This window comes from Kitasatospora cheerisanensis KCTC 2395 (assembly GCF_000696185.1).
Lineage (GTDB): Bacteria > Actinomycetota > Actinomycetes > Streptomycetales > Streptomycetaceae > Kitasatospora > Kitasatospora cheerisanensis.
In genome coordinates this window covers 6,811,989-6,836,692 of the sequence record NZ_KK853997.1, presented here as the reverse complement: position 1 = coordinate 6,836,692, position 24,704 = coordinate 6,811,989, and the positions used below count along the sequence as shown (strand labels likewise).

Here is a 24,704-nt window from a genome sequence, read left to right as displayed (position 1 = left end):
CTGCCACCGGAGACCGACGGCCCGTCAGCTCGCGGTGTGCGTCCTGTCCGTGGCCCAGTGGAGGAGTGCGGGGAGTGGGAGGGCTGCGGCGAGGGCGGTCACGGGCCACCAGCCGGCGGCGTGGTAGGCGAGGGTGCCGAGTTCGGAGCCGAGCGCGCCGCCGAGGAAGAAGGTGGCGATGAAGACGCTGTTGAGGCGGGCCCGGGCGGCGGGGTCGAGCTGGTAGACAACGTGCTGGCCGAGGATGAGGGTGGTCTGCACGGCGAGGTCGAGGACGATCGCGCCGAGGCCGAGCAGGAGGATGTGGTGTCCGCCGAGGCCGGCCAGGAGGGCGCCGAGGCTTCCGGTCAGCAGGGCCGCGCCGGTGAGCGGGCGGACGAGGCCGCGGTCCGCCCAGCGGCCGGCGAGCGGGGCGATCAGGGCGCCCGCGGCGCCGACCAGGGCGAACAGGCCGACGCCCGTCTCGGAGTAGCCGAACGCGGGGCCGGTGAGCTGGAAGGAGACGGTGGTCCAGAAGGCGCTGAACGAGCCGAAGACGGCCGCCTGGTAGAGGCCGCGCTTGAGCAGGGCCGGGTGGGTGCGGATCAACCGGGCGGTGGAGCGCAGCACGTGGTGGTAGGGCAGGTCGGTGGTGGCGGCGTGGCTGGGCAGCGCGCGGTACAGGGCGGCGGCGAGCACCGTCGTGAGCAGGGCCGAGCCGAGGTAGACCGCGCGCCAGCCCGCGGCGTCGGCGACCAGGCTGCTCAGGGTGCGGGACAGCAGGATGCCGGTGAGCAGTCCGGCCATCACCCGGCCGACGGTCCGTCCGCGGGCGTGGTCGGGGGCGAGGCTCGCCGCGAACGGGACGAGTATCTGCGCCACCACGGACGTTCCGCCGCTGATCAGCGAGGCGGCCAGCAGGACCGGGAAGCTGTTCGCCGTCCCGGCCACGGCCATCGCCGCACTGGTGACCAGCAGCAGCACGGCGACCAGGCGCCGCTTCTCGAACCGGTCGCCGAGCGGCACCAGGAACAGCATGCCCAGCACGTAGCCGATCTGAGTGGCCGTCACCAGCGCGCCCGCCGTGGCCGTCCCGACGTGGAACACCTCGGCGAGCCGGGCCAGCAGCGGCTGCGCGTAGTACAGGTTGGCGACCGTGAGGCCGGTGGAGACGGCGAGCAGCGCGACGAGCCCGCCGGGCACGCCGTCGCCGGTGCGGTCCGGTGCCGGAGCAGCGGGTGCGGCCGGCGCAGAGGAGGAGCTGACGCTCGGTGAGGTGGCCATGGTTGCCTTCCGGGGAGGTCGTTCGGCGGCGACGTTCGCAGCGCGCAGGTGTGAGAGCGCCGGGGCCCGGCGCACGCTTCCCGCCCGGGCGCGATGATCGGCGACAACTGTCATCTCCGATCGAGATGACGGGAGGACGGGCGTCGGCGTGGACGGGCCGTCAGCGCGGACGGAGCGTCAGCGGGGCCGGACGACGCCGCGGTCGGACTCGGTGAGCCCGCCCCAGACGCCGAAGGCCTCGCGGGTGTGCACGGCGAACGCCGCACAGTCGGCCCGTACGGGGCAGACCCGGCAGACGGACCGGGCCCGCCGTTCGCGCCGGCGGCGGTCCGCGCCCGACTCGCCGGGCGGCGAGAAGAACACGGAGCTGTCCATCCCCCGGCAGGCCGCCCGGGCCTGCCACTCCCACTGGCTCAGCAGCGGTTCGGTGATCGGCGGCTTCATCGCGGGCACGCCGGGTTCAGGTCGGGCACGGTGCGCTCCTCGAAGTCGACCTCGGATTCGACTCCCACCGTAGGAACCCCCGCCCGCCCCGCTTTGCCCGACGACGCACCCGCCCCGCCCGCTGCGCGCACTCCTCCCCGGGCGCGCTACCGGGCGCCGGGCGCCCAGCCCGGGCCGCGCAGCACGTAGCCGATGCGGTCGGACCAGCGGTGGGCGCCGAGCACGTCCCGGACGATCGCGGCGAACTCGTGGGTCTGCACGCGCAGGAGGTTGTAGGTGCCGATGTTCTTGGTCAGGCCGTAGCGGACCCGCTCGCCCTCGGGCTCGAAGGTGCCGAACAGTCGGTCCCAGACGATCAGGATGCCGCCGTAGTTCTTGTCGAGGTACTGCCCCTGCGAGCCGTGGTGGGCACGGTGGTGGCTCGGGGTGTTGAACACGAACTCGACGGGCGCCCACAGCTTGTCCACCACCTCGGTGTGGACGAAGAACTGGTAGACCAGGTTGATCGCGAAGCAGGCCGTCAGCACCTCCGGGCGGACGCCGACCAGCACCACCGGCAGCAGGAACGGCAGCGCGGTGACGGCGAGCAGGAACGGCTGCCGCAGCGCGACCGACAGGTTGTAGCTCTCGCTGCTGTGGTGCACCACGTGCACCGCCCAGAGCACCCTTATCTCGTGGTGCGCGCGGTGGAACCAGTAGTACGCGAAGTCCACGGCGAGCATCCCGGCCACCCAGGCCGGCCATCCGTCGAGCTGCCAGGGGACCGCCGAGTGCAGCCGCAGCAGCACCGCGGCCTCGACCACCGCCCATGGCGCGGCGACCAGTTGGTTGCCGACGGCGGACGCGATGTTCAGCAGCGCGTCCCGCCGGTCGTAGCAGGGCAGCCGCCGTCGGCGGAGCACGAACAGCTCGACGAGCATGCCGAGGAGGAACACCGGCGCGGAGAGCCAGAGCACGAGCGATGCGAGGTCCATGAGCCGGGAGCATAGGGTTACTGGTCCAACCAGACAATCAGTAATGAGGGATTGCCCGTCCCGCTATGCTGCCGGGGTGAACCTCCGTCCCGTGGGCGCCATGCCGCTCTCCGGCCAGATCCACCGTCAACTGATGGACGCCATCCTCGACGGCACGCTCACCGGCGCCCTCCCGTCCGAACGGGAACTCGCCGAGACCTTCGGCGCCAACCGCCACGCCGTCCGGGAAGCCATCAAGCGCCTCCAGCAGGCCCGCCTGGTCGAGGTCCAACAGGGCGGCGCCACCCGCGTGCTGAACATCCCGGACCACGCCGGCCTCGACCTGCTCCCCGAACTCGTCGCCGGCCCCGGCCGGTTGAACCACGAGGCCACCACCGGCGTCCTCGAACTGCGCGCCTGCATCGGTGCCGACGCCGCCCGGCTCTGCGCCGAACGCTCCCCCGGGGTCGGCGCCGCCCTGCTCGACCTGCTCCCGGACGCCGCCATGCCCGACGCCGAACTCGCCGCCGGCAGCGCCGCCTACTGGACCGCCCTCGTCGCCGGGACCGACTCCCTCCCGTACCGGCTCGCCCTCAACACCCTCCTGGCCGGCCTCGACGCGATCGGCGACTCCCCGGCCGCGAAGGACTTCATGACGGCCCTGCGCGAGGAGTCGCGCCGCGCGGACGAGTTGGAGCAGATCGCCCACGCGATCCGCCGCGGCGACGCACCCGCGGCCGGCGAGACCGCCCGCCGCCTGCTCAACTCCTCGATCCCCCCGAGGTGACGCGGCTCACAGCATCCGCTCCGAGATTCTCTGTCGGAACCGTCCCCGCCCGGGCCCCGAAGGTGAAGGAACCTGACCCCGGACCCCGGACCCCGACAAGGAGCCGAGCATGACCCCCGCCCTCGCCGACCAGCCCGCCGACCACCGCACCCGCGACCTCCAGGTGCTGCCGGCGGCCGCCCGGTGAACGGGCTCTGGCACGCCGTCCTGCCGCAGTTCCTGGCCGGCCTCGCCGTCGCCCTCACCGTCGGCGCGGGCTCCGCCGCCCGCCGCACCCTGCGTGCCAGGGCGGTGCGTCGGCGGCGCCGGCACCCGCGCCGGCGGCGTCCTCAGGCGTGAACTCCGGTGCCGGCGTGGCTCACCGGCTCCCCCTCGAACTCGCTGATGTCGCCGCCGGTGATCCACCGGCGGATGACTTCCCGGTCGCCGTCGGAGAGCGACATCCGGGCGTTCGCGCACAGCTTGTAGACGTTCTCCACCCACGCGCCGGCCAGGGCCTCGGCCGTGACGCCGCCGTCCAGCTGCTGGCCCGCGTAGACCAGCCCGTTGAGAACGAAGTTGACGGCGTTCCGGTTGACGGCGTTCCCGCGCGCCTCCGTCTCGTCCCGCACCCGCTTCGAGGTCGGGTAGAGCTTGAACGCGGCGCTCTGCAGGTCCTGGGCGAGGACTTCGAACAGCAGCGCATAGGCCTCCGGCTGCAAGGCCGGCACCCCGATCAGTTCACTCACGTGGGCAAGGAGGCGGGGAAGCTGCGCCCGGCCGCTCTTGTCCTCGAAGAAGTGCAGCGTCGGATCGAAGATGTAGCCCGGAGGCGCCGCCACGTATTCGAGGTCCCGGCAGTGGGCCTTCACGAAGCCGCCGAAGCTCCCGGACCCGTACCAGGCGGAATCCTTGATGGTGGGATCGATGTTGAGCGCCGCCTGGGCCACCGCGGCCGAGGTGAGCGGGCGGGGCGCCGCCCGGACCACCCGGTAGATCTCCTTGACCACGGCCTCGCGCTGCTCGCCGCCGCCCTGCTGCGGGATGACGACCGCGAGCTGCTCGGCATCGCTGTCGACCGGTGCCTCGGGCGCCTGGAACTCGTCGTCCCAACGCGAGGCCGCGGCCAGCTGCTCGGGCGTCACGAACACGTCGCACGTCGCGCGGAAGGCGGCGGCGCTGAAGCCGGCCGCGACCACGGTCGTCCACCGGTCCTTGGCCCGGAGCCGCTGAAGCACCGGAGTGAAGTCGGCATCGGCGGACATGATGACGAATTCGTCGTAGCGGGTGTCGTCCGCGAGGGCGTCCATGATGTCGAGCACCATGTAGATGTCCGCGCTGTTCTTTCCCCGGGAGGTCAGGGGCGGGCAGTCGATCGACCGGAATCCGCTCCGCGTGAAGAAGGCGCGGTACTTGGCGAACGCGTCGGGGTTGATGTACACGTTCCGCACCAGGAAACGGCGGGTCGGGGCGCCCTGGCCGGATTCGGCGGCGTCGCTTCCGCCTTCCAGCCAGTTCATCCACCGGTCCGGACGGGTGGCGAACGCTTCCGCCGCGTCCGGGTCGATGTTGCGAAGCCCCAGATAGATGTTGTCGAAGTCCACGAACAATGCGGACTTGATCGTCAGATTGCCGCCGTTGAACGGTTCTCTGCTCAATTCCCCACCTCCACTGATCACCTCGCGGAGCCGCCCGGACCGAGTGGTCCGGGCGGCCATGACACCGGTCCGGGGAGCATATCCGCGTCGGAGCCGCGCGCCGCGTGGTCGTGCAGGTCAGGCGAAGGCGTGGAGCAGCCGGGCCAGCTCGGTGGGCTTGGTGAGCATCGGCCAGTGGCCGGAGTCGAAGTCGTGGTACTCGACGTGCTTGGCGGCGGCGAGTTCGGGGGCCCGGCCCTCCGCGACCCAGCTGCGGACCTGGGCGGGGGTGAACTCGGGGCAGACCATCATGACGGGGACGTCGTGCCGGCGGGGGTCGGTGAAGCGGACCAGGCCGCGGGCGACCTGCTCGGGGACGGGGACGGCGTGGGCGGCGATCCGCTCCCGCAGGCTCTCGTCGAGGTCGGCGCTGTCGGGGCCCTCGAACGCGGCCCAGCCGGGGAACGGCATGAAGCCGTCGCGGATGTCGAAGAACTCGGCGTAGGGCCGGCCGTCCTCCTGCGGGTAGCCGCCGACCAGGACGAGCGTGGCGATCCGTTCGGGGCGGGCGTCGACGGCCAGCCATCCGAGGGTGCACGCGGCGGAGTGGGCGACCAGCAGGACGGGGCCGGTCGTGGCGTCCACCGCCGAGAGGACGGCGGCGAGTTGGTCGTCCAGGGTGGTCGAGGCGGTGGCCGGCAGCGTCAGGGCCCGGGGGCGATGGCCGAGTTCGCGCAGCGTCGGGATGACGGCGTCCCAGGCGGTGCCGTCCAGCCAGAGGCCGCCGATCAGCAGGATGTCCATGAGTGAGCTCCACAGGTGGGAAGGGGTACGACGTCAAGGCTAGGAGCGGTTCAGGACGATCGGCTTCCTGATTGCACGGTGATCCGTTTAGGCTGCCGGGCATGTCGACCGGAACCAGCCCGACCGCCCGGGCGCTGCGCACGCTGGAGATCCTGCGGGCCCGGCCGGGCACCACCTCGGAGGAGTTGGCGGAGCGGCTGGGCGTGACGGATCGCGCGGCGCGGCGGTACGTGGCGATCCTCCGGGAGGCCGGGGTGCCGGTGGAGTCGGAGCGCGGCCCGCACGGCGGGTACCGGTTGCGGCGCGGGACGCGGCTGGCACCGGTGACGTTCACTCAGGCCGAGGCGCTGGGGCTGGTGATGGCGGTGCTGGACGGGCGGCCGGCCGCGACCGATCCGGGGGATCCGGTGGGTTCGGCGCTGGACAAGGTGGTGCGGGTGCTGCCGGAGGAGGTCGGGCGGCAGGCGGCGGCGCTGCGCGAGCACGCGGCCGCCGCGCCGGATCCGTGGGCGGTGTACGCGGATCCGGCGGTGACGAACACGCTGGTGGAGGCGGTGGCGGCGCGGCGGCGGGCGGTGATCACGTACCGGAGCGGGGCGGGCGAGGAGTGGCGGGCGGAGGTGGATCCGTGGGCGGTGGTGGTGCGGCGGGCCCGCTGGTACCTGCTCTGCCACTCGCACCGTTCGGACGCCGTGCGCACCTACCGGATCGACCGGATCGGGTCGGCGGAGGAGACCAGGAGGGCCTTCCGGATGCCGGACGACCTGGATCCGGTGGCGGTGCTGGAGGCGCATCTCGGCACGGGCTGGGCCTTCCCGACCCACGTGGTGTTCGACGCCCCGCTGGAGCGGGTCGCCCCGTGGATCGGCGCCCCGATGGGCCGGCTGGAGGCGCTCGGCGACCGGTGCGTGCTGCGCGGCAGCACCCGCAATCCGGCGATGTACGCCCAGGAGTGGCTGGCCGCCGTCCCGTTCGGCTTCCGGGTGCTGGGCGGCGCCGAGCTGCGCTCGGCGGTCGCCGCGGCGGCCGCCCGCCTGGCCGCCGCGGTGGCGGACCCGGCGGACGGGGAGGTCAGTCGGTCAGCGCGAGCTTGACGCCGAAGCCGAGGACGGCGGTGCCGGTGACCCGGTCGAGCAGGCGTCGCGCGGCGGGCCGGCGCAGCCAGGTGCGCAGGGTGTGGGCGAAGCCGATCAGGACGGCGGACCACAGGGTGCCTTCGAGCACGTGCACGGAGGTGAGCAGGACGCCGGCGGGCAGGTGCGGCTGGCCGGCCGGGATGAACGGCGGCAGCACGGCGACGTAGAACACGCCGACCTTCGGGTTGAGCAGGTTGGTGACCGTGCCGCGCCGCCAACCGGCCCACAGGCCGCCGCCGTTGCCCTGCCCGGTCGCCGACGGCGCGTCCTCGGCGGCCGGTTCCCGGTGCCGGTCGCGGAACAGTTGGACGCCCATCCACAGCAGGTAGCAGACGCCGGCCCAGCGCAGCGTCTCGTAGGCGAGGCGGGACGCGGTGAGCAGCACGCTGAGGCCGGCCGCGGAGGCGGTGCCCCAGATCATGGTGCCGGTCTGGATGCCGAGGACGACGCCCCAGGCGCGGCGGCGCTGCCCGAGGGCGGCGGTGCGGAGGATGAGGGCGGTGTCGACGCCGGGGGTGAGGGTGAGCAGGCCCACCACGAGCGCGAAGGAGGCGAGGGGGGCGGCCATGGCTGTCAGATCCATGGACTGTCAGTCTACGGGTCGCCCGAACCGGGCCAGGCAGTGCCACACCCGCTTCAGTTCCTGCGGGTCGTGCCGGCCCTCGCGGACGGCGGCGCCGATCGCGGCGGGGTCGAGCACGCCGTCCCGGGCGACGGCCGCGCCGAGGGCGGCGATGTGCGGGCCGCGGTACTCGGCGAGGTCGGCGCGGTGGGCGAGTTCGTCGGCGGTGAGCCGGTGGCCGGGGTGCCATTCGAGGCGGCAGGGCAGGGCGCGGGCGGCGGTCTCGACGGGGTGCCGCGGTAGCAGGGGTCGAGGACCAGCGCGTCGAGGTGGTCGGAGAGCCGGACGGGGCCGTGCAGTTGGGCTTCCACGTACGCGTCCAGCAGGTCCTGCTCGTCGGCCTCGGCGACGGCGAGCAGGGCCGTCGCTTCGGCGGTGCCGAAGTGTTCGGGTTCGAAGACGCTGTCGGGGTAGCAGAAGGTGGCCCGGTGCAGGGCGGCGGGGGCGAGCCGGAAGTGCGCGGAGCCGAACCGGGGTGCGCCGCCGTAGGGGCTGCGCAGGTGGTTGAGCGCGCCGTAGACGGGGCGGCGGTCGGCGGGGGCGTCGTCGTAGGCGCCGCCGAAGATCCGGCTCTCCCAGGCCCACCGGTCGCCGCCGGGGTGGGCGGTGAGGCCGCCGTTGCTGGTGCCGGTGGAGAACTGGGAGCGGTAGACGCCGTCCCGGGCCAGCGATTCGAGGATCGGCACGCCGTCGGTGCCCGCCCGGTCGGGGTGGAAGTTGAGCGTGACGTCGAGCCCGGCGGGCAGCGGGCCGCCGCTGCTGCGGGCGGCGACGTGCCGCAGGGCTCGGGTTTCGGGCGTGTCCATGCGGCGCATTCTCGCCCCGGACGCCCGTGCGACGCAGCCGGTTTTCGCCCCGGCCGCGCCGCACGAGCTGCTGACGGGCGGTCAGCCGATGTCGAACCGGGCGGCCTTGCGGAGCAGGCCGGGGCTGAGCCGGCCGAGCAGGCGGGCGGCCTTGGCCTCGACCGTCACGGGGACGACGGCCTTGCCGGTGCGGACGGCGCGGACGATCTCGGCGGCGACCTTCTCCGGCGGGAAGCCGCGGCGGGCGTACATCTTGGAGACCCGGGCCTGCTGGGCGGCCTGCTCCTCCTCGCCCAGGCCGGAGAAGGTGGAGGTGCGGGTGATGTTGGTGTTGACGATGCCGGGGCAGATGGTGGAGACGCCGATCCGGTGCGCGGCGAGTTCGGCCCGCAGGCAGTCGGACAGCATGAACACCGCGGACTTCGAGGTGGCGTACGCGGCCAGCACCTTGGACGGCAGGTAGGCGGCGGCGGACGCCAGGTTGACGATGTGTCCGCCCCGGCCCTGGTCGACCATCAGCTGTCCGAAGGCGCGGCAGCCGTGGATGACGCCCCACAGGTTGACGTCCAGGATGCGCCGCCACTCCTCCTCGGTGGTCTGCAGGAAGGTCCCGGAGTGGCCGATGCCCGCGTTGTTGACCACCACGTCGGGGACGCCGAAGTCGGCGGCGACCTGCTTGGCGAAGGCGTCCACGGCCGCGCCGTCGCTCACGTCGACCTGGTACGCGCCGGACTTGACGCCGGACAGCGCGCAGAGTTCGGCGGTGCGCTGCGCGGCGGGCAGGTCGCGGTCGCAGACCACCACCCGGGCGCCCTGGTCGGCGAAGGCCAGCGCGGTGGCCCGGCCGATGCCGCTGCCGCCGCCGGTGACGACCACCAGTTCGCCGGTGCCGGACGGCTCCTGGCGCAGCGCGCCGTGGTCGCGGGCGGCGAAATCGCGGACCATCGCGGCGACCGACGGGCCCTTCTCCAGCAGCGCCGACCAGTGGGTGGCGTTCAGGGTGCGCCGGGTCAGCCGGGGCGCCCACTGCTCCAGGCCCTCGGAGAGGAACTCCGAGACGTAGTTGTCGCGCTGAAGGGTGATCAGCTGGACGGGCACCTCGGTGCGGCGTTCGCGCGGCTTGGCCACCGAGGGGCGCATGTTGGCGCGGTACAGCTCGATGCCGTGCACGGCGTCCTTGGCGAGCGTCGGCTGCGGGTGGCCGGGGCGCGGGCGGACGGCCTCCAGGTCGTTCAGCACCCGGGGCCACAGCCGGGCCAGGCCGAGCTTCCACGCGGCGGGCGCGAGGACCGGCAGGTGGAACAGGCCGATGTACCAGGAGTGCAGTCCCTGGCGCAGCAGTTGGGAGACGTGACGGGGCGTCGGGCGGCGCAGCCGGTGCCGGATCCAGTGGCCCATGTGGTCCAGGCCGGGGCCGGACATCGTGGTGTAGCTGGCGATCCGCCGGTACGAGCCGGGGGCGGTGACCGCCTCCCAGGACTGCACGCTGCCCCAGTCGTGCGCGACCACGTGCACCGGCCGGTCGGGGCTGACGGCGTCGGCGACGGCGAACAGGTCCTGGCCGAGCAGCTCCAGCCGGTAGTCCTCCCGCCGGGCGGGCACCCCGGAGGCGCCGGCGCCGCGGGTGTCGTAGCGCACCACGTGGTGGTCGGCGGCGAGGTCGGCGGCGACGTCGTCCCAGACGCTGTGGTCGTCGGGGTACCCGTGCACCATCAGCACGGTCGGGTTCGCCGGGTCGCCCTGCTCGTAGACGGCGAGCCGCAGCCCGCCGGAGTCGACGGTGCGGCGGCGGATCTCGGTGCTGCGGCCGGTCATGCTGCATCCTCCAGGAGTGCCCAGCGCCGCACGTGCGGCAGGTCGTCGTCGAGCCAGTACACATCGTCGTCGGTGACCACGAGGAGTTCCTCGAACTTGATGCCCACCTCGCGGAAGCCGATGTGCGGTTCCACCGCCCACAGTCCGGGCGTCGGCGCGTGCCGGGAGGCCCGGCCGCCGGCCCACAGCGGGGAGCGGCCCTCCAGGCGCTCCTTCACCAGTTCGCGGCCCAGCGTCTGGAGCGTCCGCACGCCGAACCCGAACAGGTTCACCCCCGCCGGGCCGCGGGCCGTCATCCTGGTGACCTGGTGGCCGATCACCCGGCCCGGGTAGACCTGGTGCCGGTTGTCGTAGCCGTGCTCGGCGATCTGCGCGTCCACCGCCGCGTACACCTCGGAGAGCGTCTTCCGCGCCTTCACCTCGCGCAGGATCAACTCCCGGTACACCTTCAGGTCCTGGGCGAGCCGGTCCCACACCGCGTTCTCGCCGACCTTGCCGCCGTACCCGATGTCGGCCGTGTAGCCGTCCACCACCGGCGCGCAGTCCAGCACGTACGGCATGCCCTCCTTCAGCACCCGCGAGCCGGCGAAGAACTGCAGCGGGGTGTGGAAGTGCCGGAACGCGGTCCGGTCGCCGAACCAGGCGAACGGCACGTGGAAGAAGTCCTGCACCCCGGCCTGCACCAGGCTGCGCCGCAGCCTGGCGGTGGCCTGACGCTCCGTCACGCCCGGCTCGATCCACGCCGCGACCTGCTCCGCGCAGTGGTAGGCCAGCTGCTGGACCTCCCGGAACCGCGCCAGGTCCCGCTCCTCGAACGGGAACCGGGGCAGCTGCTTCTGGGCCATCGTCTACACCTCCAGGACGAGGGTCTCGCCCTCGGCGGCTCGGGACACGCACGGCAGCACCAGGCCCTCGGCCCGCTGCTCCTCGGTCAGCCTGCGGTCACGGTGCTCGGGCGTCCCGGCGGACACCTTCAGCACGCACGTCCCGCAGAAGCCCTGCTTGCACGAGTAGGCCAGGTCCGGCTTCAACTCCCGTGCCACGTCCAGCGCGGAGCGGTCTGCGGGGACGGTCACCCGCTCGCCGTCCGCGCCCAGCCGGATCGCGAACGGCTTCCCGTCCACAATCGGCGCGGCCCCGAAGCGCTCGAAGTGCAGGGACGCCGCGGGCGACGCGTCCAGCGCCCGCTGCACCGCGCCCAGCATCGGCGCCGGGCCGCACACGTAGACCGCGGCGTCGCGCGCCGCGTGCGAGAGCAGCTCGGCGGCGTCCGGCAGGCCGTGCACGTCGTCGGTGCGGATCTCGACCCGGTTCGGGTCGAGCGCCTTCAGCTCGGCGGTGAACGGGAGCGCGGCGGCCGTCCGGCCGAGATGGATCAACTTCCAGTCGATGCCTGCGTGCTGGGCGGCCCGGGCCATCGGCAGCAGCGGCGTGATGCCGATGCCGCCGGCCAGGAACAGCACCTTCGGCTCCCCGCAGAACGCGAACCCGTTCCGCGGGCGGCGCACCCGCAGGCGCACCCCCACGTGCAGCTCGTCGTGGACCTCCACCGACCCGCCGCCGCCGTCGGCGATCCGCCGCACCGCGACCCGGTACCCGTGCCGGTCCGCCGGATCCCCGCACAGCGAGTAGTGGCGCTCGCGCCCCGACGGCAGCGTCACCACCACCCGCGCACCCGGCTGCCACTCCGGCAGCCTTCCCCCCGAGGGGTCGGCGAGCCGGACCTCCACGACGTCCTCCGCCACCACCTGATGCGACGTCACCACCAGGTACAGCGGCGGCACCGGCCGCGACTCCGCCCGGCGCGGACTCCGCCGCAACCCCGGCCGCCCAGCGCCGGCTGTACCAATCACCGAACGCGGTCAACCGCGCGAACATCCGATCGACCCGGGGACGGCCGTACAGGTCCGGCGGCGGGGTTTCGAGATCCATGGGGGGCGACTCCGGAGAGAGAAGGGGGGGGTCTTCGAGAGGGATGCACAACCGTGAGCACGAGCAACCGGGGGCGCGGGCAGGTGCACAACCGGGGGCGCAGGCGAGTGCGAATCCAGGGGCGCGTGGGGGTACCGCCCGGCCCGCTAGGGCTGGGGGAGAACTGCGCGAGGCGGGAGGAACACGTCCGTGAGATCCGTGCACCGGGAGCGAGTTGCACGTGGCCGGCCGTCCGCGGAGGGGCCGCCACCAGGACGAGGGTGCCCCGAGACCCCGGATCTTCCCGAAGTCCCGTCCCCCTTCGCGCAGTTCCCCGCGCCCCTGGTTGTGCACCTGTCCGCGCCCCTGGTTGTGCACCTGTCTGCGCCCCTGCTTTCGCATCCCGTGGCGTCAGTGCGTCGCGGCAGCTCTCGCCGCGGGCGACTTCGCCAAGTACGCCAGCGCCTGCGAGGAGCTGCCCTCCTTGGTGGGGTGGTAGCTGGGGCTGAAGTAGCGCAGCGCCGAGCGGAGGAACCGGGCGGGTTCGGGGAGCAGTCCCCGCTTCGCGGCTTTCTGGGCCTCGCGCCAGGTCGGGACGAGGCTCCCGTTCAGGCTCGGGTCGGCGGCGAGCATGAAGCGGGTGCCGCGGATCCAGAGGTGGATCAGGAGCGGTCCGGAGACGGCCATGCCGCGGACGCGGCGGAGGTAGCCGGGGTCGAGGTGGCGCATCAGGTCGTAGGCGACGCTCCGGTGTTCGACCTCCTCCGCGCCGTGCCAGCGCAGCAGGTCGACCATGGTGGGGTCGGCCTTCGCGCGGTCCAGGCCGGGCGAGTTGAGGGCCCAGTTGCCGAGGAACGCGGTGAAGTGCTCGATCGCGGCGATGAAGGCGACCCGTTCGATGACGTTCTCGCGGTGCTGACGGGAGGTCAACCCGGGCTTGTCGCCGAGGACGCGGCGGAACAGCCAGGTGATCTGGCGGACGTACGGCCGCGGGTCGAGGCCCTGGCCGAGCAGGTGGTCCAGGACTTCCTGGTGGGCCTCGGCGTGGATCGCCTCCTGGCCGATGAAGCCGAGCACCTCTTCGCGCAGCTGGTCGTCGCGGATCAGCGGCAGCGCCTCCTTGAACACCTTGACGAACCAGCGTTCGCCTTCGGGGAGCAGCAGGTGGAGGACGTTGATGGTGTGGGTGGCCATCGGCTCGTCGGGGATCCAGTGCAGGGGCAGCTGCGACCAGTCGAAGTGGACGTCGCGGGGTTCGAGGACGAGGTTGTCGTGCACGGACGCGGGCTGCCCGGGCCGGAGGCTGCGGGAGGGGGTGGTGCGGGCATGGGGGTGCCTCCTGTACCTGCGGGTGGACATGGCGACGGGCGGGACGGGTGGCGGGCCGGCCTCGGGGAGGCGTGGGGCCCGGTGGGCACACGGGCAAACTACTCGCGGGTAGTGGGCCCGACAAGGGGTTCGACGGTTCTTATCAACATTGTGTCTAATAAGCCGCTCGATAGGGTGAACCCCGAGCCACCCCGGGAGACACCGTGACCGACCCGACCGACCCCGCCCGCCGCGAGGGCGACGCCGCACCCGGCCCGCTGCTCCGGGCCCTGCTCGCCCACCCGGTCCTCGCGGCCGACACCTACCCGGACCCCGACCCGGCCATCCCTGCCGATCCGGCGGCCCTGTTCACGGCCTGGCTGCGGGACGCCCTCGCGGCGGGCGTCCCGGACGCGCAGGTGATGACGCTGTCCACGGTCGACGCCGGGGGCCGCCCGGACGCCCGGGTGCTGGTCCTGCGCGACGTCGACCGGGACGCCGCCGCCTGGCACTTCTGGACCGAGCCGGACTCCCCGAAGGCCCGTCAGTTCGCCGCCCGCCCGGACGCCGCCCTCACCGTCTACTGGCCCGCCCCCGGCCGCCAGGTCCGCCTGCACGGCCCCGTCCGCCCGGCCCCGGCTGCTTCACCCCCTCCCCGGCCCTCCGCTGCTACGCCCTGCACGCCACCACCGCCGAGTTCTGGCAGGCCTCCCCGTCCCGCGCCCACCGGCGCCTGCGCTACGCCCGCACCACCGGCGGCTGGACGTCCACGGGCTGGACCCCCACCGACGCCCCGGGCTGACCGGCGTCATCCCAGCAGGCGGCGCAGCCAGTCCTGACGGGCCGTCACCGCGGCGCGGCTGACGGCCGCGTCGGGGGCGAGGGTGTCGAAGCCGTGGACCGCGCCGGGCCAGACGTGGAGCTCGGCGTGGCCGCCGCTCCGCCAGAGGGTGTCCGCGTAGGCCACCACCTCGTCGCGGAAGGTCTCGGCGGAGCCGACCTCCAGGTAGGCGGGTGGCAGCCCGGCGAGGTCGGTGGCCCGGGCGGGTGCGGCGTACGGCGGGAGGTCGGGGCGCCGTGGCGGGGGCCGAGGGCGGCCTGCCAGGCGGTGGCGTTGGAGGTGGCGTCCCAGGTGTCGTGGCCGGCCTGCTGGCGGGCGGAGGCCGTTCCGCCGCGGTCGTCCAGCATCGGGCTGAGCAGCAGTTGACCGATCGTCAGCGGTCCGCCCTCGTCCCGGAGCAGGAGGGCGAGGGCGGCGGCGAGCCCGCCGCCGGCGCTCTTGCCGGCGAGCACGATCCGGGTCGGGTCGAGGCCCAGCGCGTCGGCGTCGGCGACCGTCCGGCGCAGGGCGTCGCGGCAGGCGTGCAGCGGCCCGGGGTACCGCGCGCCGGGGGCGAGGGGGTACTCGACCGAGACCACCGCCAGGCCCAGCGGTTCCGCCAACTCGCGCAGCACGCGCGGCAGTACGGCGTGCGCGTTGCCGCCGATCAGTCCGCCCCCGTGCAGGTAGTGGAGCACCGGCAGCCGCCCGACCGGCCCGGCGGGGCGGCCCACACCAGCCCCTCGGCCTCGCCCACCTCGAAGCGTCCGCCGGCCGCCAGCTCCGCGAGCGACGGGCGCGGCCGTCGCGCCGCGTCGGCCTGCTGCCACTGCGCCAGCCGATCGGCCGTGAGCGGCGCGGGCACCCCGCCGCGGGCCGCCAGTGCCACCGCCAACTCCTGGTCCAGGTACGCCTCGCGCATCCGTCTCCACCTTCCGTCCGGAGCCCTCCGGCTGCCGAAATGTGACTGTCCGCCAGGAAAGAGTGCACTCTGGATCAAGCAATCAGTGATCGATTCGACGCGGAGGGGTACGACAGTGGTCGACGAACAGGGGCGCCGCAGCTTGCGGCTCGTGGTGACGGGCGGCGGCACGGGCGGGCACACCTACCCGGCGCTGACGGCGGTGCGGGCGCTCCAGGAGCGGCTGGCCGCCGAGCGCCGGGCCGTCGAGGTGCTGTGGATCGGTACCGCGAAGGGCCTGGAGGCGCGGGTGGCGCCGGCGGAGGGGATCCGCTTCGAGCCGGTCGCCACCGGCAAGGTCCGGCGGTCCCGCAACCCGTTGAAGCTGGTCTCGCCGGCGAACGTGAAGGACATGTGCCGGGTGCCGCTGGGCGCGGTGCAGGCCCGGCGGCTGATCTCCCGCTTCGAGCCGGACGTGGTCCTGGCGACCGGCGGGTACGTGGCGGTGCCGGTCGGGCTGGCGGCGCGCTCCTGCCGGGTGCCGCTGGTGGTGCACGAGCAGACGGTGCGCCTGGGCCTGGCGAACAAGGTGCTGGCGCGGGCGGCGACCCGGGTCGCGGTGTCCTCCGAGTCGACGCTGCCGCTGCTGCCCGGCTCCGCCCGGAGCACCGCGGCGGTGACCGGCAACCCGGTCCGCCCGGCCGTGCTGGCGGGCCGTCCGGACAAGGCGGTGGCGGCGCTGGGCCTGTACGGCTTCGACCGCTCGCTGCCGACGGTGTACGTCACGGGCGGCGCGCAGGGCTCGGCGCAGATCAACGACCTGGTCTCGGGCGTCCTGCCCTGGCTGCTGGAGCGGGCCAACGTGGTCCACCAGTGCGGCCCGGCGAACGAGGCGGCGCTGCACTCCCGGGCGGCGCAGCTGCCCGCGCACCTGATGGGCCGCTACTTCCTGACCGGTTTCCTGGGCGCCGAACTCCCGGACGTGCTGGCCCTGGCGGACGTGGTGGTCAGCCGCAGCGGCGCGGGCACCCTGGCGGAGCTGACGGCGCTGGGCAAGGCGGCGGTGTTCGTCCCGCTGGCGTCCTCGGCGGGCAACGAGCAGGCCCACAACGCGACCCACCTCCAGCAGTCCGGCGCGGCGATGGCCCTGCTCGGCGCGGTCGGCCCGGACGACCTCGGCGCGGCGCTCGGCCCGCTGCTCGACGACCCGGCCCGGCGCGCCGCGCTGGCGGCCCGCGCCCGCGAGCACGGCCGCCCGGACGCGGCGGAGCGCCTGGTGGACGTCCTGCTGTCGGTGGCGCGCCGGGGCTGACCCGGCGTCAGGGCAGGTGCCGGGCCGCGCCCGCCTCGATCAGCAGCGCGCAGTAGGCGAACTCGACGGCGGAGCGGCCCATCGGGTCGGGCACGTCCCGGTCGTGGTCGAGGTACAGGCGCATGGTGGTGGTGCTGTCGGGGCCGGCGAGGGCGTAGAGCCGGTCCAGGACGGACTGGTCCATGGCGAGCACCAGGTCGGCCCACTCGATCAGCTCCCGGCTGACCCGGGTGGGCCGGTGGCCGGTGAGGTCGTAGCCGAGCACGGCGGCGACGGCGGCCATCTCGGGGTGCGCCTCCTGCCAGGCGGCGGCCAGCCCGGCGGAGCGGACCTCCACCGCCGCGCCGCCGAGGTCGGCGAGCACCCGGGCGGCGAACGGGCTCCGGCAGTAGTTGCCGAGGCAGACGGTGAGGATGCGCCGGGGCGGCGGGCTGGTGGTCATCGGACCTCCCGTGGGTGGACGGAGTCACTGCCGATCCTCCGCCGCCCGGCCCGCCGGGGCCGCCGGCCGCACCGGGGCGGCGCTGCGGATTGACTCCAACGAGCGGCGGCGGCGGACCGGTTGAGGCACGAACGGCTACCATCCGGGATCATGGAAAACGGACGTTCGATTCCGGCGGCGGGGACGTGGCCGCGACTGTTCTGGCTGCGCTGGGTGTCCCTGGCGGTCGCACTGGGAATCGGCCTGGCCGGCGGCTGGCTCGCCGGGCACGTGTACCCCGGGAGGACGGCCGCGCTGGCCGTGGCGGCGATGACGTACGCCGCCTTCATGGCCTTCGCGGCGGCCGGGCGGGACACCATGGAGCACGTCCACCCGGTCTTCGGCGGCTGGACGTCCAGCCTGGCCGCGGTGGTCACGATCGCGCTGGGCGCGGCCGTCGGGATGCCCGGCGGCTGGCCGCTGCTCGCCTCGCTGGCCGCCGCGGCCGGCGCCGTGTTCACCGCCCGGAACGACCGCTCCTCCCGGCTGTTCTCCCTCAACCGGCCCCGCGAACGGGCCCTGTACGAGCGGCGGTTCGCCGAGGAGGCGGTGACCCGCCGGGCCGTGGTGGTGGAGATGGGCAAGACCCTGGAGGAGATCGACCACCGGGGCCGGAACTCCGTCCCCCTGACGCTCCGTTACACCGACGGCGGGGACGGGGAGTCCACCGTCCGCACCCGCTACGAGTTCCCGGTGCACCTGCCGCCCGGCCTCGGCGCGAAGGCCACCGTCCGCTTCCTCGCCGACAATCCGAGCGACCGCCGGGTCGTCCTCGACCCGCCCGCGCTCCCGGAGGACCCCCCGCAGGACGCGCCGCCCAGGGGATGACCGCTCGTGGCTCCCGGGGATCTCCGGCGCGGCTGCCTAGCATCGCCTCTGGCAGCATCCCTCACGTCGTCGAACCACCGGGAGCCCTCGTGGGAGTCGTCACCGCCAACATGGCCATCTCGCTGGACGGGTTCACCGCCGGGCCCGACCAGAGCCTGGAGCACCCGTTCGGCACGGGGGCGCGGGAGGCGCTGACCTCCTGGATGTTCGAGTCCGACCGGCCCGGGCGGGAGCAGGACGCGCACATCCTCGGCGCGCTGCACGCCAACACCGGCGCGCACATCATGGGCCGGAACATGTTCGACCCGGGCCGGGGCGCCTGGGACGAGAGCTGGACCGGCTGGTGGGGGCCCGAACCCCCGTACCACGCACCGGTGTTCGTCCTCACCCACTACCCGCGCAAGCCGCTCCCGATGGAGGGCGGCACCATCTTCGAGTTCGTCACCGACGGCATCGAGGCCGCCCTCGTCCGGGCCCGCGCCGCCGCGGGCGAGCAGGACGTGGAGATCGCGGGCGGCGCCGCCACCGTCCGCCAGTACCTCCAGGCGGGCCTGCTCGACGAGCTCGTCCTGCACCTCGTCCCCGTCACCCTCGGCGCGGGCGAGCGCCTCCTCGACGACGTCCGCGCCACCCTGGAACCCGTCGAGGTCATCCCCTCCCCCACCGTCACCCACCTCCGCTACCGCATCCTCAGCTCGGTCTGACCCCACCGCGCCCGGGCCGCGCCCTTCCTGGCGAAGCTTTCGAACGTCCGACCCCGTCCGCTGCACACGCGGGCGGGGTCGTGACGTTCTCCTCCTGACAGGACGTCAGACCCTCGGGCACGACAGAAGGCGACAGACCGTGACGCTCGACGAATTCCTCGCCGCTGAGCTCCCCGGGCTCAGCCGGTTCACCGGCGCGCTCACCGGCGATCCGCACCTGGCCGAGGACGTGCTGTCCGACGCGCTCCTCGCCGTCGTCCCGCGCTGGCGCAGGATCTCCTCGCTGGAGCACCCGGCCGCGTACGTCCGCCAGGTCGTGGTCAACACCTTCCTGTCCGACCGGCGCAAGGCCGGCCGGCGACGCACCACCCCCACGGCGGACACCGGCGTCCTGGACCGGGCCGCCGCGGACGGCAGCGAGGCGGTGCTGCGACGGGACGAGGTCGAGCGGCTGCTCGCCCAACTGACGCCCCGCCAACGGGCCGTGGTCGTCCTGCACTACCTGCTCGACCAGGACGACCGGCAGATCGCCCAGGTGCTCGGCTGCGCTCCCGCCACCGTGCGCTCCCACCTCTCCCAGGCCCGTGCGGTCCTCCGGCTGCCCGCAGGCCCGTCCGACTCCTCGCACCCGTCGCACCCGTCGCACCAGGAAGGCTGAAGCCGTGGACGTCAACGACCTCACCGACACGCTGACCGCGCACACGCCCGACCCGGAAGCGGTCCTCACTGCCCTGCGGTCCAAGCGCCGGCGCCGCACCGTGAAGCGCACGCTCGTCCTCGGCACCGCCGCTTCGGCGGTCGCCGTCACCCTGCTCGCCGCGAACCTCGCCCCCACCGACCGAGCCGTCGAGGCCCGCCCTTCCCCGGCGGCGCCGACCGCCTTCGCCGGCGCCGCCGGCTGTGCGAGCGACCCGATGGCACGGATCCTCGCGGATGCCCGGAACCGCGGCGCCTCGATCATCACCGCGAAGGGCACCCTGGCCGTTCCCGCCCTTCCGGGCTTCCCCTACAGCCAACTGGAACTGAGGGATGTCCACACGCTCGCCGGCCCGGCCGTCGCGCCCGGCGCCCGTGCCTGGGTCTTCACCCCCCCGAAGCCGCCCGGCCTGCCCGTCGACATGGACACCGGGATGCTCCTGGCCCCGGACGGAAGCCTTTTCGGCATCGTCGACGTCCGGGCGGACGTCCAGGGGCGGATCGGTGCCTTCATCCGGGCCACCCCCCTCGTCGCCGATCAGTTGGTGCTCAGCTCCGGGGAATGCTGGCTCGCACCGGACGTGGTCGGCACTCCGTTCAGCGGCCCCCTCTGGGAGGTCCCTGGCAGCGACTCCTACACCAGGGCCGTGGTCGGCGGTATCCGCGCCGTCCCGCTGGCCACCGTCGAGGCCCTCATCCCCCGGTGAGCCCGCCCCGGGCCGGGGTGGGTCAGGGGCGCAGGATGGCGAGTTGGCCGGTGGCGCGGGTCATGGCGACGTAGCGGTCGACCGCGCCCTCGATGCCGTCGCCGAAGGACTCGGGGTCGACCAGGACGACCAGGTCGAATTCGAGGCCCTTGACGAGTTCGGGGGTGAGGGAGCGGACCCGGGGGTGGCCGAGGTAGGTCGGGTCGCCGATCACGCAGGCGGTGCCCTCGGGGTGTTCGGCGAGCCACTGTTCGAGCAGCGGGTCGCGGAGGGCGGGGGCGCCGTGCAGGACGGGGAGGCCGCTGCGGCGGATCGAGGTGGGGACGTTGGCGTCGGGGAGGGCGGCCCGGATGACGGGTTCGGCCTCGGCCATGACCTCTTCGGGCGTGCGGTAGTTGACGCTCAGTGAGGTGAGGGTGATGCGGTCCAGGCCGGCCCGCTCCAGGCGTTCGGTCCAGGACTCGGTGAAGCCGTGCCGGGCCTGGGCGCGGTCGCCGACGATGGTGAAGGACCGCGACGGGCAGCGGGCGATCAGCATCTGCCATTCGGCGTCGGTGAGTTCCTGCGCCTCGTCGACCACGATGTGCGCGAACGGGCCGGCCAGCAGGTCGGGCGAGACCGGCTCGGCTTCGGAGTGGTCGATCAGCGCGTCGCGCAGGTCCGCGCCGCGCAGCATGGCGACGGCGCCCTCGCCGTCCTCGTCGGCGGTCAGCAGGTGGTCGACGACGCCGTCCATCAACTCCCGTTCGGCGGCGAGCCGGGCCCGGTGGGCGCGCTGGCGGCGGTCCGCGTCGGTGTCGCCCAGCCGGCGCCGCGCGGCGTCGAGCAGCGGCAGGTCGGAGAGCGTCCAGGCGGCGGGTTCGGCGCGCTGCAGGGTGCGGATCTCCTCGCGGCTCAGCCAGGGCGCGCACAGCCGCAGGTAGGCGGGGACGGTCCACAGGTCGCCGACCAGGTCGGTGGGTTCGAGGATCGGCCAGGCACGGCGCAGCGCGCCGAGGAGTTCGGGGTCGCGGCGCAGTTCGCGGCGGAGCACCTCGGGCGAGATGCCGTCCTCCTCCTCGTCGAAGGAGTCGGCGTTCTTGTCGAGCAGGATGGTGATGAGCTCGTCGAGGATCAGTTCGCGGGCCTCGTTGTGCGGGGTGCCGGGGCCGGGGGCGGCGAACGCCTCGGACCAGTCCTCCGGGTCGATCCACAGCTCGTACCACTCGGTGGAGAGCTTGCGGCCCTCGGCGGGCGGCTCCTCGTAGACCTTGACGGCCCGTTCGATCGCGCCGACGATCCGGGCGTCGGCCTTCAGCCGGGCCACCTCGGGGTCGGGTTCGGCGTCCACGGCCGCGCCTTCGGGGAGCAGGTCGCGCAGCGTGCAGGTCTGCACGCCCTCCTCGCCGAGGCTGGGCAGCACGTCGGAGACGTAGGCCAGGTACGGCTGGTGGGGGCCGACGAACAGCACCCGGCCCTTGCGGTGGCCGAGCCGCGGGTCGGAGTACAGCAGGTGGGCGGTGCGGTGCAGGGCGACGACGGTCTTGCCGGTGCCGGGTCCGCCGTCGACGACGAGGGCGCCGCGCGAGCCGGCCCGGATGATGGCGTCCTGGTCGGCCTGGATGGTGGCGAGGACGTCGCGCATCCGCTCGGAGCGGGCGGAGCCGAGGCTGGCGATGAACGCGGACTGGTCGTCGAGCGCGGCGTGGCCGTCGAGCGCGTCGGCGGTGAACACCTCGTCCCAGTAGTCGCCGATCCGGCCGCGCTGCCAGCGGTAGCGGCGGCGGCTGGACAGGCCCATCGGGTTGGCGTGGGTGGCGGCGAAGAACGGTTCGGCGGCGGGCGAGCGCCAGTCGACCAGCAGGCGGCGTCCGTCGGCGTCGGCAAGGCCGAGGCGGCCGATGTACACGGGTTCGGTGTCGTCGGCGTGGACGATCCGGCCGAGGCACAGGTCGGCGCCGAAGCGGCGCAGGGTCCGCAGCCGGGAGGAGAGTTGGTGGATCTCGTTGTCGCGGTCCATGGCGGCGCGGCCGGCGCCGCCGGGGCTGCGGCGGATCTCGTCGAGGCGGGCGGTGAGTTCGGCGATGTCCTGGTCGAGGGTGGCTGCGACGGCGGCGAAGTGCCGGTCGTCGTCGGCGATCAGGCCCGGGTCCGCCTTGGCGGCGAGCCGCTCGGGCAGATCGAAGGAACTGGTCGTCTGCTGCGTCATGTACTGGACTCCGATCCCCTGCCGGGTGGTGCGCGCGCGATGCCCCGTTTGTGCTGTTTGCACGGGTTCCCCGGTTCAGATCAGCGATTGTGCGGCATCGGGGGGGCCTTGCCGCAAGGCCCCCCGTCAGGTATAAGTTGGATAGCGGCAGGAGAGCATCGACTCCCTGCCCTTTCTGCTGTCCGGGCCGGTGCGCCCGCACTCCGCTGCTGCCGGTCCGGTGTCCGGCCCGCGCCCGTGACCTGCGATGCTGGGTCGGACACGGCGGGTCGCCGAGCGGCAACGGAAGGTGGGCACCAGCATGACCACGGCGACGGAGAACGCCGACCCGTTCGAGCAACTCCGGCCGCACGAGCGGTTCGAGATCTGGCGCGACCAACTGGCGCTGACCAGGGACTGCGACGCCAGCACCCCGGACGCGGACCGGTTCTCCGCCGAGCTGCGCCGCTCCGAGCTCGGCCCGGTGACCTTCCTCGGCACCTCCTTCCCGTCGGCCCGGTTCCGCCGCACCGACGCGCGGGTGCGGCGCTCCGATCCGGGCGTGTTCCACCTGACGTTCGTTCAGCACGGCGTGCTGGCGCTGTCCCGCGACACCGAGCAGACCCAGCTGTTCCGCCCCGGCGAGCTGACCATGCTGGACAGCTCCCGCGCGTACGACCTGCGGGCGCTCGGCGAGCGCGGCCCGGCGGGCGGCGAACCGCGGATCGAGGGCGTCGGCATCGACTTCCCGGTGGCGCTGCTGCCGACGCCGCCGTTCCGGCTGCGCCGGCTGCTCGGCCGGGGCTTCGCGGCGACCGGGGCCCGGCGGCGGTGCTCGCCGACTTCCTGGTCAGCCTGGACCGGCAGGCGGCGCTGCTCGGCCCGGCGGTCGCGGACCGGCTCGGGCCGATCGCGGTGGAGCTGGTCGCCGCCTGGCTGGCCGACGAGTTGGAGGACGACGCGGACCTGCCGGACACCGCCCGGCAGCGCGCCACCGTCGAGCAGGTCCGGGCGTTCGTCCGCCGCCACCTGCACGACCCGGAGCTGGCCCCGGCCACGATCGCGGCCGCGCACCACATCTCGGTCAGCTACCTGCACCGGCTGTTCGCCCAGCACACCGACGGCGACACGGTGGCCGCCTGGATCCGCCGCCTGCGCCTGGAGAAGGCCCACCGGGACCTGGCCGACCCGGCGCTGCGCTCCGTCCCGATCGGCACCATCGCCGCCCGCTGCGGCATCCCCCGGCCCGACGACTTCAGCCGCGCGTTCCGCACCGCGTACGGCCTCGCCCCGCGCGACCACCGCCAGCAGTCGCTGTCCCTGAAGTTGACGCCTCGCCAACCGGTCGTCGACCCGGTGCCAAACCGCTCCCGGGCCGGCTGACCTAGCGTGGGTCCTCCGGGGGAGCCCGACTCCGGGGGACGGGCTCGAACCTTCGACGTTGCTCCGACACCGGCATCCCGCTTGCCGGTCCGGGGACGAGGGGACACGTCGAACCTGCGGGGGCTGTCGCACGGATCGCCGGATCCGGTGCGACGGCCCCCGTTCTCCGTTGTCCGGGTTCTCCGCTGTCCGGCAAGTGCCTTCCGGACGGCGGCCGTTCCGTGGTGCTCCGGGCGCGTCGACGCGGGGCGGCCCCACAGGGGACTTGAGCGCGCGTCGGACCGCGGGTGCGTCAGACCGCCATCGCCAGCATCAGCGGCGTGGCCCGCGCGGTGAGCAGCTCGGCGGCCTCGCGCAGCCGGTACGCCTGGTCGACGGGCAGCGAGGTGGCCAGGCAGCCGACGGTGTTGCCGGCCACTATCGGGACGGCGGCGCACACCGTGTCCATCGAGTACTCCTGCAGGTCCAGCACGGGGACGGTCGCGGGCTGGCGGTCGAGGCGGTGAAGGAGGCGGTCCGTCTCGGTGATGGTCCGGGAGGTGAGCCGGGCCACCGGGTGCCGGGCCAAGTGGTCCAGCCGTGCGGCGTGGTCGAGTTGGGCCAGCAGGCACTTGCCGATCGCGGAGGCGTGCGCGGTGGCCCGGAAGTCCACCCACTCGTTCACCGCCGGGGCGTGCTCGCCGGAGCAGACCGCCTCCACCGACAACTCGCCGTCGTGGTAGCGGCTGAAGTACACGGCGGCGCCGAGTTCGTCCCGCAGGTCCTCCAGCTGGTGGTGCAGCCTGGCCCGCACCAGCGGCTCCCGGTGCTGCGCGCCGAGCAGCGTGAACGCCCCGCCGAGCGCCCACACCCCGTCCAGGCACATCAGGTAGCCCTCGGTCTCCAGTTCCTCCGCGAGCTGCCGAACGGCCGCCTCCGGCATGGTCAGTGCCCGCGAGAGCTCCGCCAGCGTGCAGCCCTCGGCATACCGGTCGACCGCCTCCAGCAGGCGCAGCGCCCGGCGCAGCACGCCGAAGGGGCCCGCGCCGCCGCCACCGGACCCGAGCAGATCGCTCCGCCCCCGGCTCACCGTCCCCATGCCCCGGCCCCCTCCCGTTCCACCCCGCCTTTTTCCCAGCGTAACCAGCGTCCCGGTTCCCCATCGCCCGCTCCCGGGATATTCGCCCGCCCGGGCCCCGGGCCCTTGACAGGCATATGCCCGCACCGACCCGCCCGGCCGGTCGACCGGTCGGCGACAGCC

24 protein-coding genes and 4 pseudogenes are annotated in these 24,704 nt (G+C 74.0%); 11 read left to right on the top strand and 17 right to left on the bottom strand.

Features of this window, described 5'->3' with window-relative positions; translation table 11 throughout:
* Positions 1–24 precede the first annotated feature (24 nt).
* From KCH_RS30735 to KCH_RS30725, 3 genes are all read right to left on the bottom strand, one after another.
* A complete protein-coding gene (locus tag KCH_RS30735; protein WP_084224017.1) occupies positions 25–1,263 on the bottom strand; it encodes an MFS transporter in 1,239 nt (412 codons plus the stop codon).
* A gap of 177 nt (positions 1,264–1,440) precedes the next feature.
* Entirely contained in the window at positions 1,441–1,707 is a 267-nt protein-coding gene (locus KCH_RS30730) for a WhiB family transcriptional regulator (RefSeq protein ID WP_035874547.1), read from the bottom strand.
* A gap of 146 nt (positions 1,708–1,853) precedes the next feature.
* Positions 1,854–2,681, bottom strand: a complete 828-nt coding sequence (locus tag KCH_RS30725) for a sterol desaturase family protein (RefSeq protein ID WP_035868350.1) — start codon at positions 2,679–2,681, stop codon at positions 1,854–1,856.
* A gap of 76 nt (positions 2,682–2,757) precedes the next feature.
* On the opposite strand from KCH_RS30725, the gene KCH_RS30720 reads away from it, so the two are divergent.
* Entirely contained in the window at positions 2,758–3,447 is a 690-nt protein-coding gene (locus KCH_RS30720; RefSeq protein WP_051653633.1) for a FadR/GntR family transcriptional regulator, read from the top strand.
* Between the two features lie 183 nt (positions 3,448–3,630).
* The gene (locus tag KCH_RS41820; protein ID WP_157032261.1) at positions 3,631–3,786 is read left to right on the top strand and encodes a hypothetical protein; all 156 of its coding nucleotides are present in this window, start codon (positions 3,631–3,633) and stop codon (positions 3,784–3,786) included.
* Here the strand turns inward: KCH_RS41820 and KCH_RS38070 are convergent.
* Together KCH_RS38070 and KCH_RS30710 are read right to left on the bottom strand one after the other, a co-directional pair.
* Positions 3,777–5,084: an NYN domain-containing protein gene (locus KCH_RS38070; RefSeq protein WP_063750207.1), complete on the bottom strand. Its 1,308-nt coding sequence runs from the start codon at positions 5,082–5,084 to the stop codon at positions 3,777–3,779. The genes KCH_RS41820 and KCH_RS38070 overlap by 10 nt on opposite strands.
* Positions 5,085–5,201: 117 nt before the next feature.
* The gene (locus KCH_RS30710; protein ID WP_035868347.1) at positions 5,202–5,867 is read right to left on the bottom strand and encodes an alpha/beta fold hydrolase; all 666 of its coding nucleotides are present in this window, start codon (positions 5,865–5,867) and stop codon (positions 5,202–5,204) included.
* A gap of 101 nt (positions 5,868–5,968) precedes the next feature.
* Between KCH_RS30710 and KCH_RS30705 the strand changes: the two genes are divergently transcribed.
* Complete coding sequence (locus KCH_RS30705) at positions 5,969–6,961, top strand: helix-turn-helix transcriptional regulator (protein ID WP_035868344.1); 993 nt, start codon at positions 5,969–5,971, stop codon at positions 6,959–6,961.
* Here the strand turns inward: KCH_RS30705 and KCH_RS30700 are convergent.
* From KCH_RS30700 to KCH_RS30675, 6 genes and pseudogenes are all read right to left on the bottom strand, one after another.
* Entirely contained in the window at positions 6,939–7,586 is a 648-nt protein-coding gene (locus KCH_RS30700) for a LysE family translocator (protein WP_244305496.1), read from the bottom strand. The genes KCH_RS30705 and KCH_RS30700 overlap by 23 nt on opposite strands.
* 6 nt (positions 7,587–7,592) lie before the next feature.
* A pseudogene (locus KCH_RS30695) lies at positions 7,593–8,440 on the bottom strand (DUF3626 domain-containing protein).
* Between the two features lie 72 nt (positions 8,441–8,512).
* Positions 8,513–10,246, bottom strand: coding sequence for an SDR family oxidoreductase (locus KCH_RS30690; protein ID WP_035868340.1), 1,734 nt, complete (start codon positions 10,244–10,246; stop codon positions 8,513–8,515).
* Entirely contained in the window at positions 10,243–11,091 is an 849-nt protein-coding gene (locus tag KCH_RS30685) for a M24 family metallopeptidase (protein ID WP_035868338.1), read from the bottom strand. The genes KCH_RS30690 and KCH_RS30685 overlap by 4 nt, the downstream gene beginning before the upstream one ends.
* Before the next feature lie 3 nt (positions 11,092–11,094).
* Entirely contained in the window at positions 11,095–12,030 is a 936-nt protein-coding gene (locus KCH_RS30680; protein WP_244305495.1) for a PDR/VanB family oxidoreductase, read from the bottom strand.
* A 538-nt stretch (positions 12,031–12,568) separates the two neighbouring features.
* Positions 12,569–13,516 (bottom strand): metal-dependent hydrolase, encoded by a 948-nt coding sequence (locus KCH_RS30675; RefSeq protein WP_084224014.1) that lies wholly within the window; start codon positions 13,514–13,516, stop codon positions 12,569–12,571.
* A 371-nt stretch (positions 13,517–13,887) separates the two neighbouring features.
* Between KCH_RS30675 and KCH_RS47445 the strand changes: the two are divergent.
* Both KCH_RS47445 and KCH_RS47440 read left to right on the top strand, forming a co-directional pair.
* A pseudogene (locus KCH_RS47445) lies at positions 13,888–14,043 on the top strand (oxidase); the annotation flags it as partial.
* Positions 13,971–14,267 (top strand): pyridoxine 5'-phosphate oxidase C-terminal domain-containing protein, encoded by a 297-nt coding sequence (locus KCH_RS47440; RefSeq protein WP_425268920.1) that lies wholly within the window; start codon positions 13,971–13,973, stop codon positions 14,265–14,267. The pseudogene KCH_RS47445 and the gene KCH_RS47440, both read left to right, overlap by 73 nt.
* A 6-nt stretch (positions 14,268–14,273) precedes the next feature.
* Here the strand turns inward: KCH_RS47440 and KCH_RS46780 are convergent, their stop codons facing one another.
* The 3 genes and pseudogenes from KCH_RS46780 to KCH_RS46770 form a co-directional block, all read right to left on the bottom strand.
* Entirely contained in the window at positions 14,274–14,471 is a 198-nt protein-coding gene (locus KCH_RS46780; RefSeq protein ID WP_341865493.1) for an alpha/beta hydrolase, read from the bottom strand.
* A 134-nt stretch (positions 14,472–14,605) separates the two neighbouring features.
* Positions 14,606–14,983 (bottom strand): annotated as a pseudogene (locus KCH_RS46775) (alpha/beta hydrolase fold domain-containing protein); the annotation flags it as partial.
* Positions 14,953–15,207: a hypothetical protein gene (locus KCH_RS46770; protein ID WP_051653631.1), complete on the bottom strand. Its 255-nt coding sequence runs from the start codon at positions 15,205–15,207 to the stop codon at positions 14,953–14,955. The pseudogene KCH_RS46775 and the gene KCH_RS46770, both read right to left, overlap by 31 nt.
* A 115-nt stretch (positions 15,208–15,322) precedes the next feature.
* On the opposite strand from KCH_RS46770, the gene KCH_RS30660 reads away from it, so the two are divergent.
* Positions 15,323–16,498, top strand: coding sequence for a UDP-N-acetylglucosamine--N-acetylmuramyl-(pentapeptide) pyrophosphoryl-undecaprenol N-acetylglucosamine transferase (locus tag KCH_RS30660; protein ID WP_035868331.1), 1,176 nt, complete (start codon positions 15,323–15,325; stop codon positions 16,496–16,498).
* A 7-nt stretch (positions 16,499–16,505) separates the two neighbouring features.
* Here KCH_RS30660 and KCH_RS30655 read toward each other — a convergent pair whose 3' ends face one another.
* Positions 16,506–16,940, bottom strand: coding sequence for an arsenate reductase/protein-tyrosine-phosphatase family protein (locus tag KCH_RS30655; RefSeq protein ID WP_035868328.1), 435 nt, complete (start codon positions 16,938–16,940; stop codon positions 16,506–16,508).
* Positions 16,941–17,090: 150 nt separating this feature from the next.
* On the opposite strand from KCH_RS30655, the gene KCH_RS30650 reads away from it, so the two are divergent.
* The 4 genes from KCH_RS30650 (at position 17,091) to KCH_RS30635 (ending at position 19,914) form a co-directional block, all read left to right on the top strand.
* Complete coding sequence (locus KCH_RS30650; RefSeq protein ID WP_035868325.1) at positions 17,091–17,807, top strand: hypothetical protein; 717 nt, start codon at positions 17,091–17,093, stop codon at positions 17,805–17,807.
* Positions 17,808–17,896: 89 nt separating this feature from the next.
* Positions 17,897–18,511 carry a dihydrofolate reductase family protein gene (locus KCH_RS30645; RefSeq protein ID WP_244305494.1) on the top strand — a complete coding sequence of 205 codons (615 nt, stop codon included), beginning with the start codon at positions 17,897–17,899 and terminating at the stop codon, positions 18,509–18,511.
* Between the two features lie 139 nt (positions 18,512–18,650).
* On the top strand, positions 18,651–19,169 hold the full coding sequence (locus KCH_RS30640; RefSeq protein ID WP_035868322.1) for a SigE family RNA polymerase sigma factor: 519 nt from the start codon (positions 18,651–18,653) through the stop codon (positions 19,167–19,169).
* A gap of 4 nt (positions 19,170–19,173) precedes the next feature.
* Positions 19,174–19,914 (top strand): hypothetical protein, encoded by a 741-nt coding sequence (locus KCH_RS30635; RefSeq protein WP_035868319.1) that lies wholly within the window; start codon positions 19,174–19,176, stop codon positions 19,912–19,914.
* Positions 19,915–19,936: 22 nt separating this feature from the next.
* On the opposite strand, the gene helR is transcribed toward KCH_RS30635, so the two are convergent.
* Complete coding sequence (helR, locus tag KCH_RS30630; RefSeq protein WP_035868316.1) at positions 19,937–22,102, bottom strand: RNA polymerase recycling motor ATPase HelR; 2,166 nt, start codon at positions 22,100–22,102, stop codon at positions 19,937–19,939.
* 301 nt (positions 22,103–22,403) lie between these two features.
* Here helR and KCH_RS47435 point away from each other — a divergent pair.
* Positions 22,404–23,464 (top strand): annotated as a pseudogene (locus tag KCH_RS47435) (helix-turn-helix domain-containing protein).
* A gap of 292 nt (positions 23,465–23,756) precedes the next feature.
* Here the strand turns inward: KCH_RS47435 and KCH_RS30620 are convergent.
* Complete coding sequence (locus KCH_RS30620) at positions 23,757–24,542, bottom strand: IclR family transcriptional regulator (protein ID WP_051653630.1); 786 nt, start codon at positions 24,540–24,542, stop codon at positions 23,757–23,759.
* Positions 24,543–24,704 lie beyond the last annotated feature (162 nt).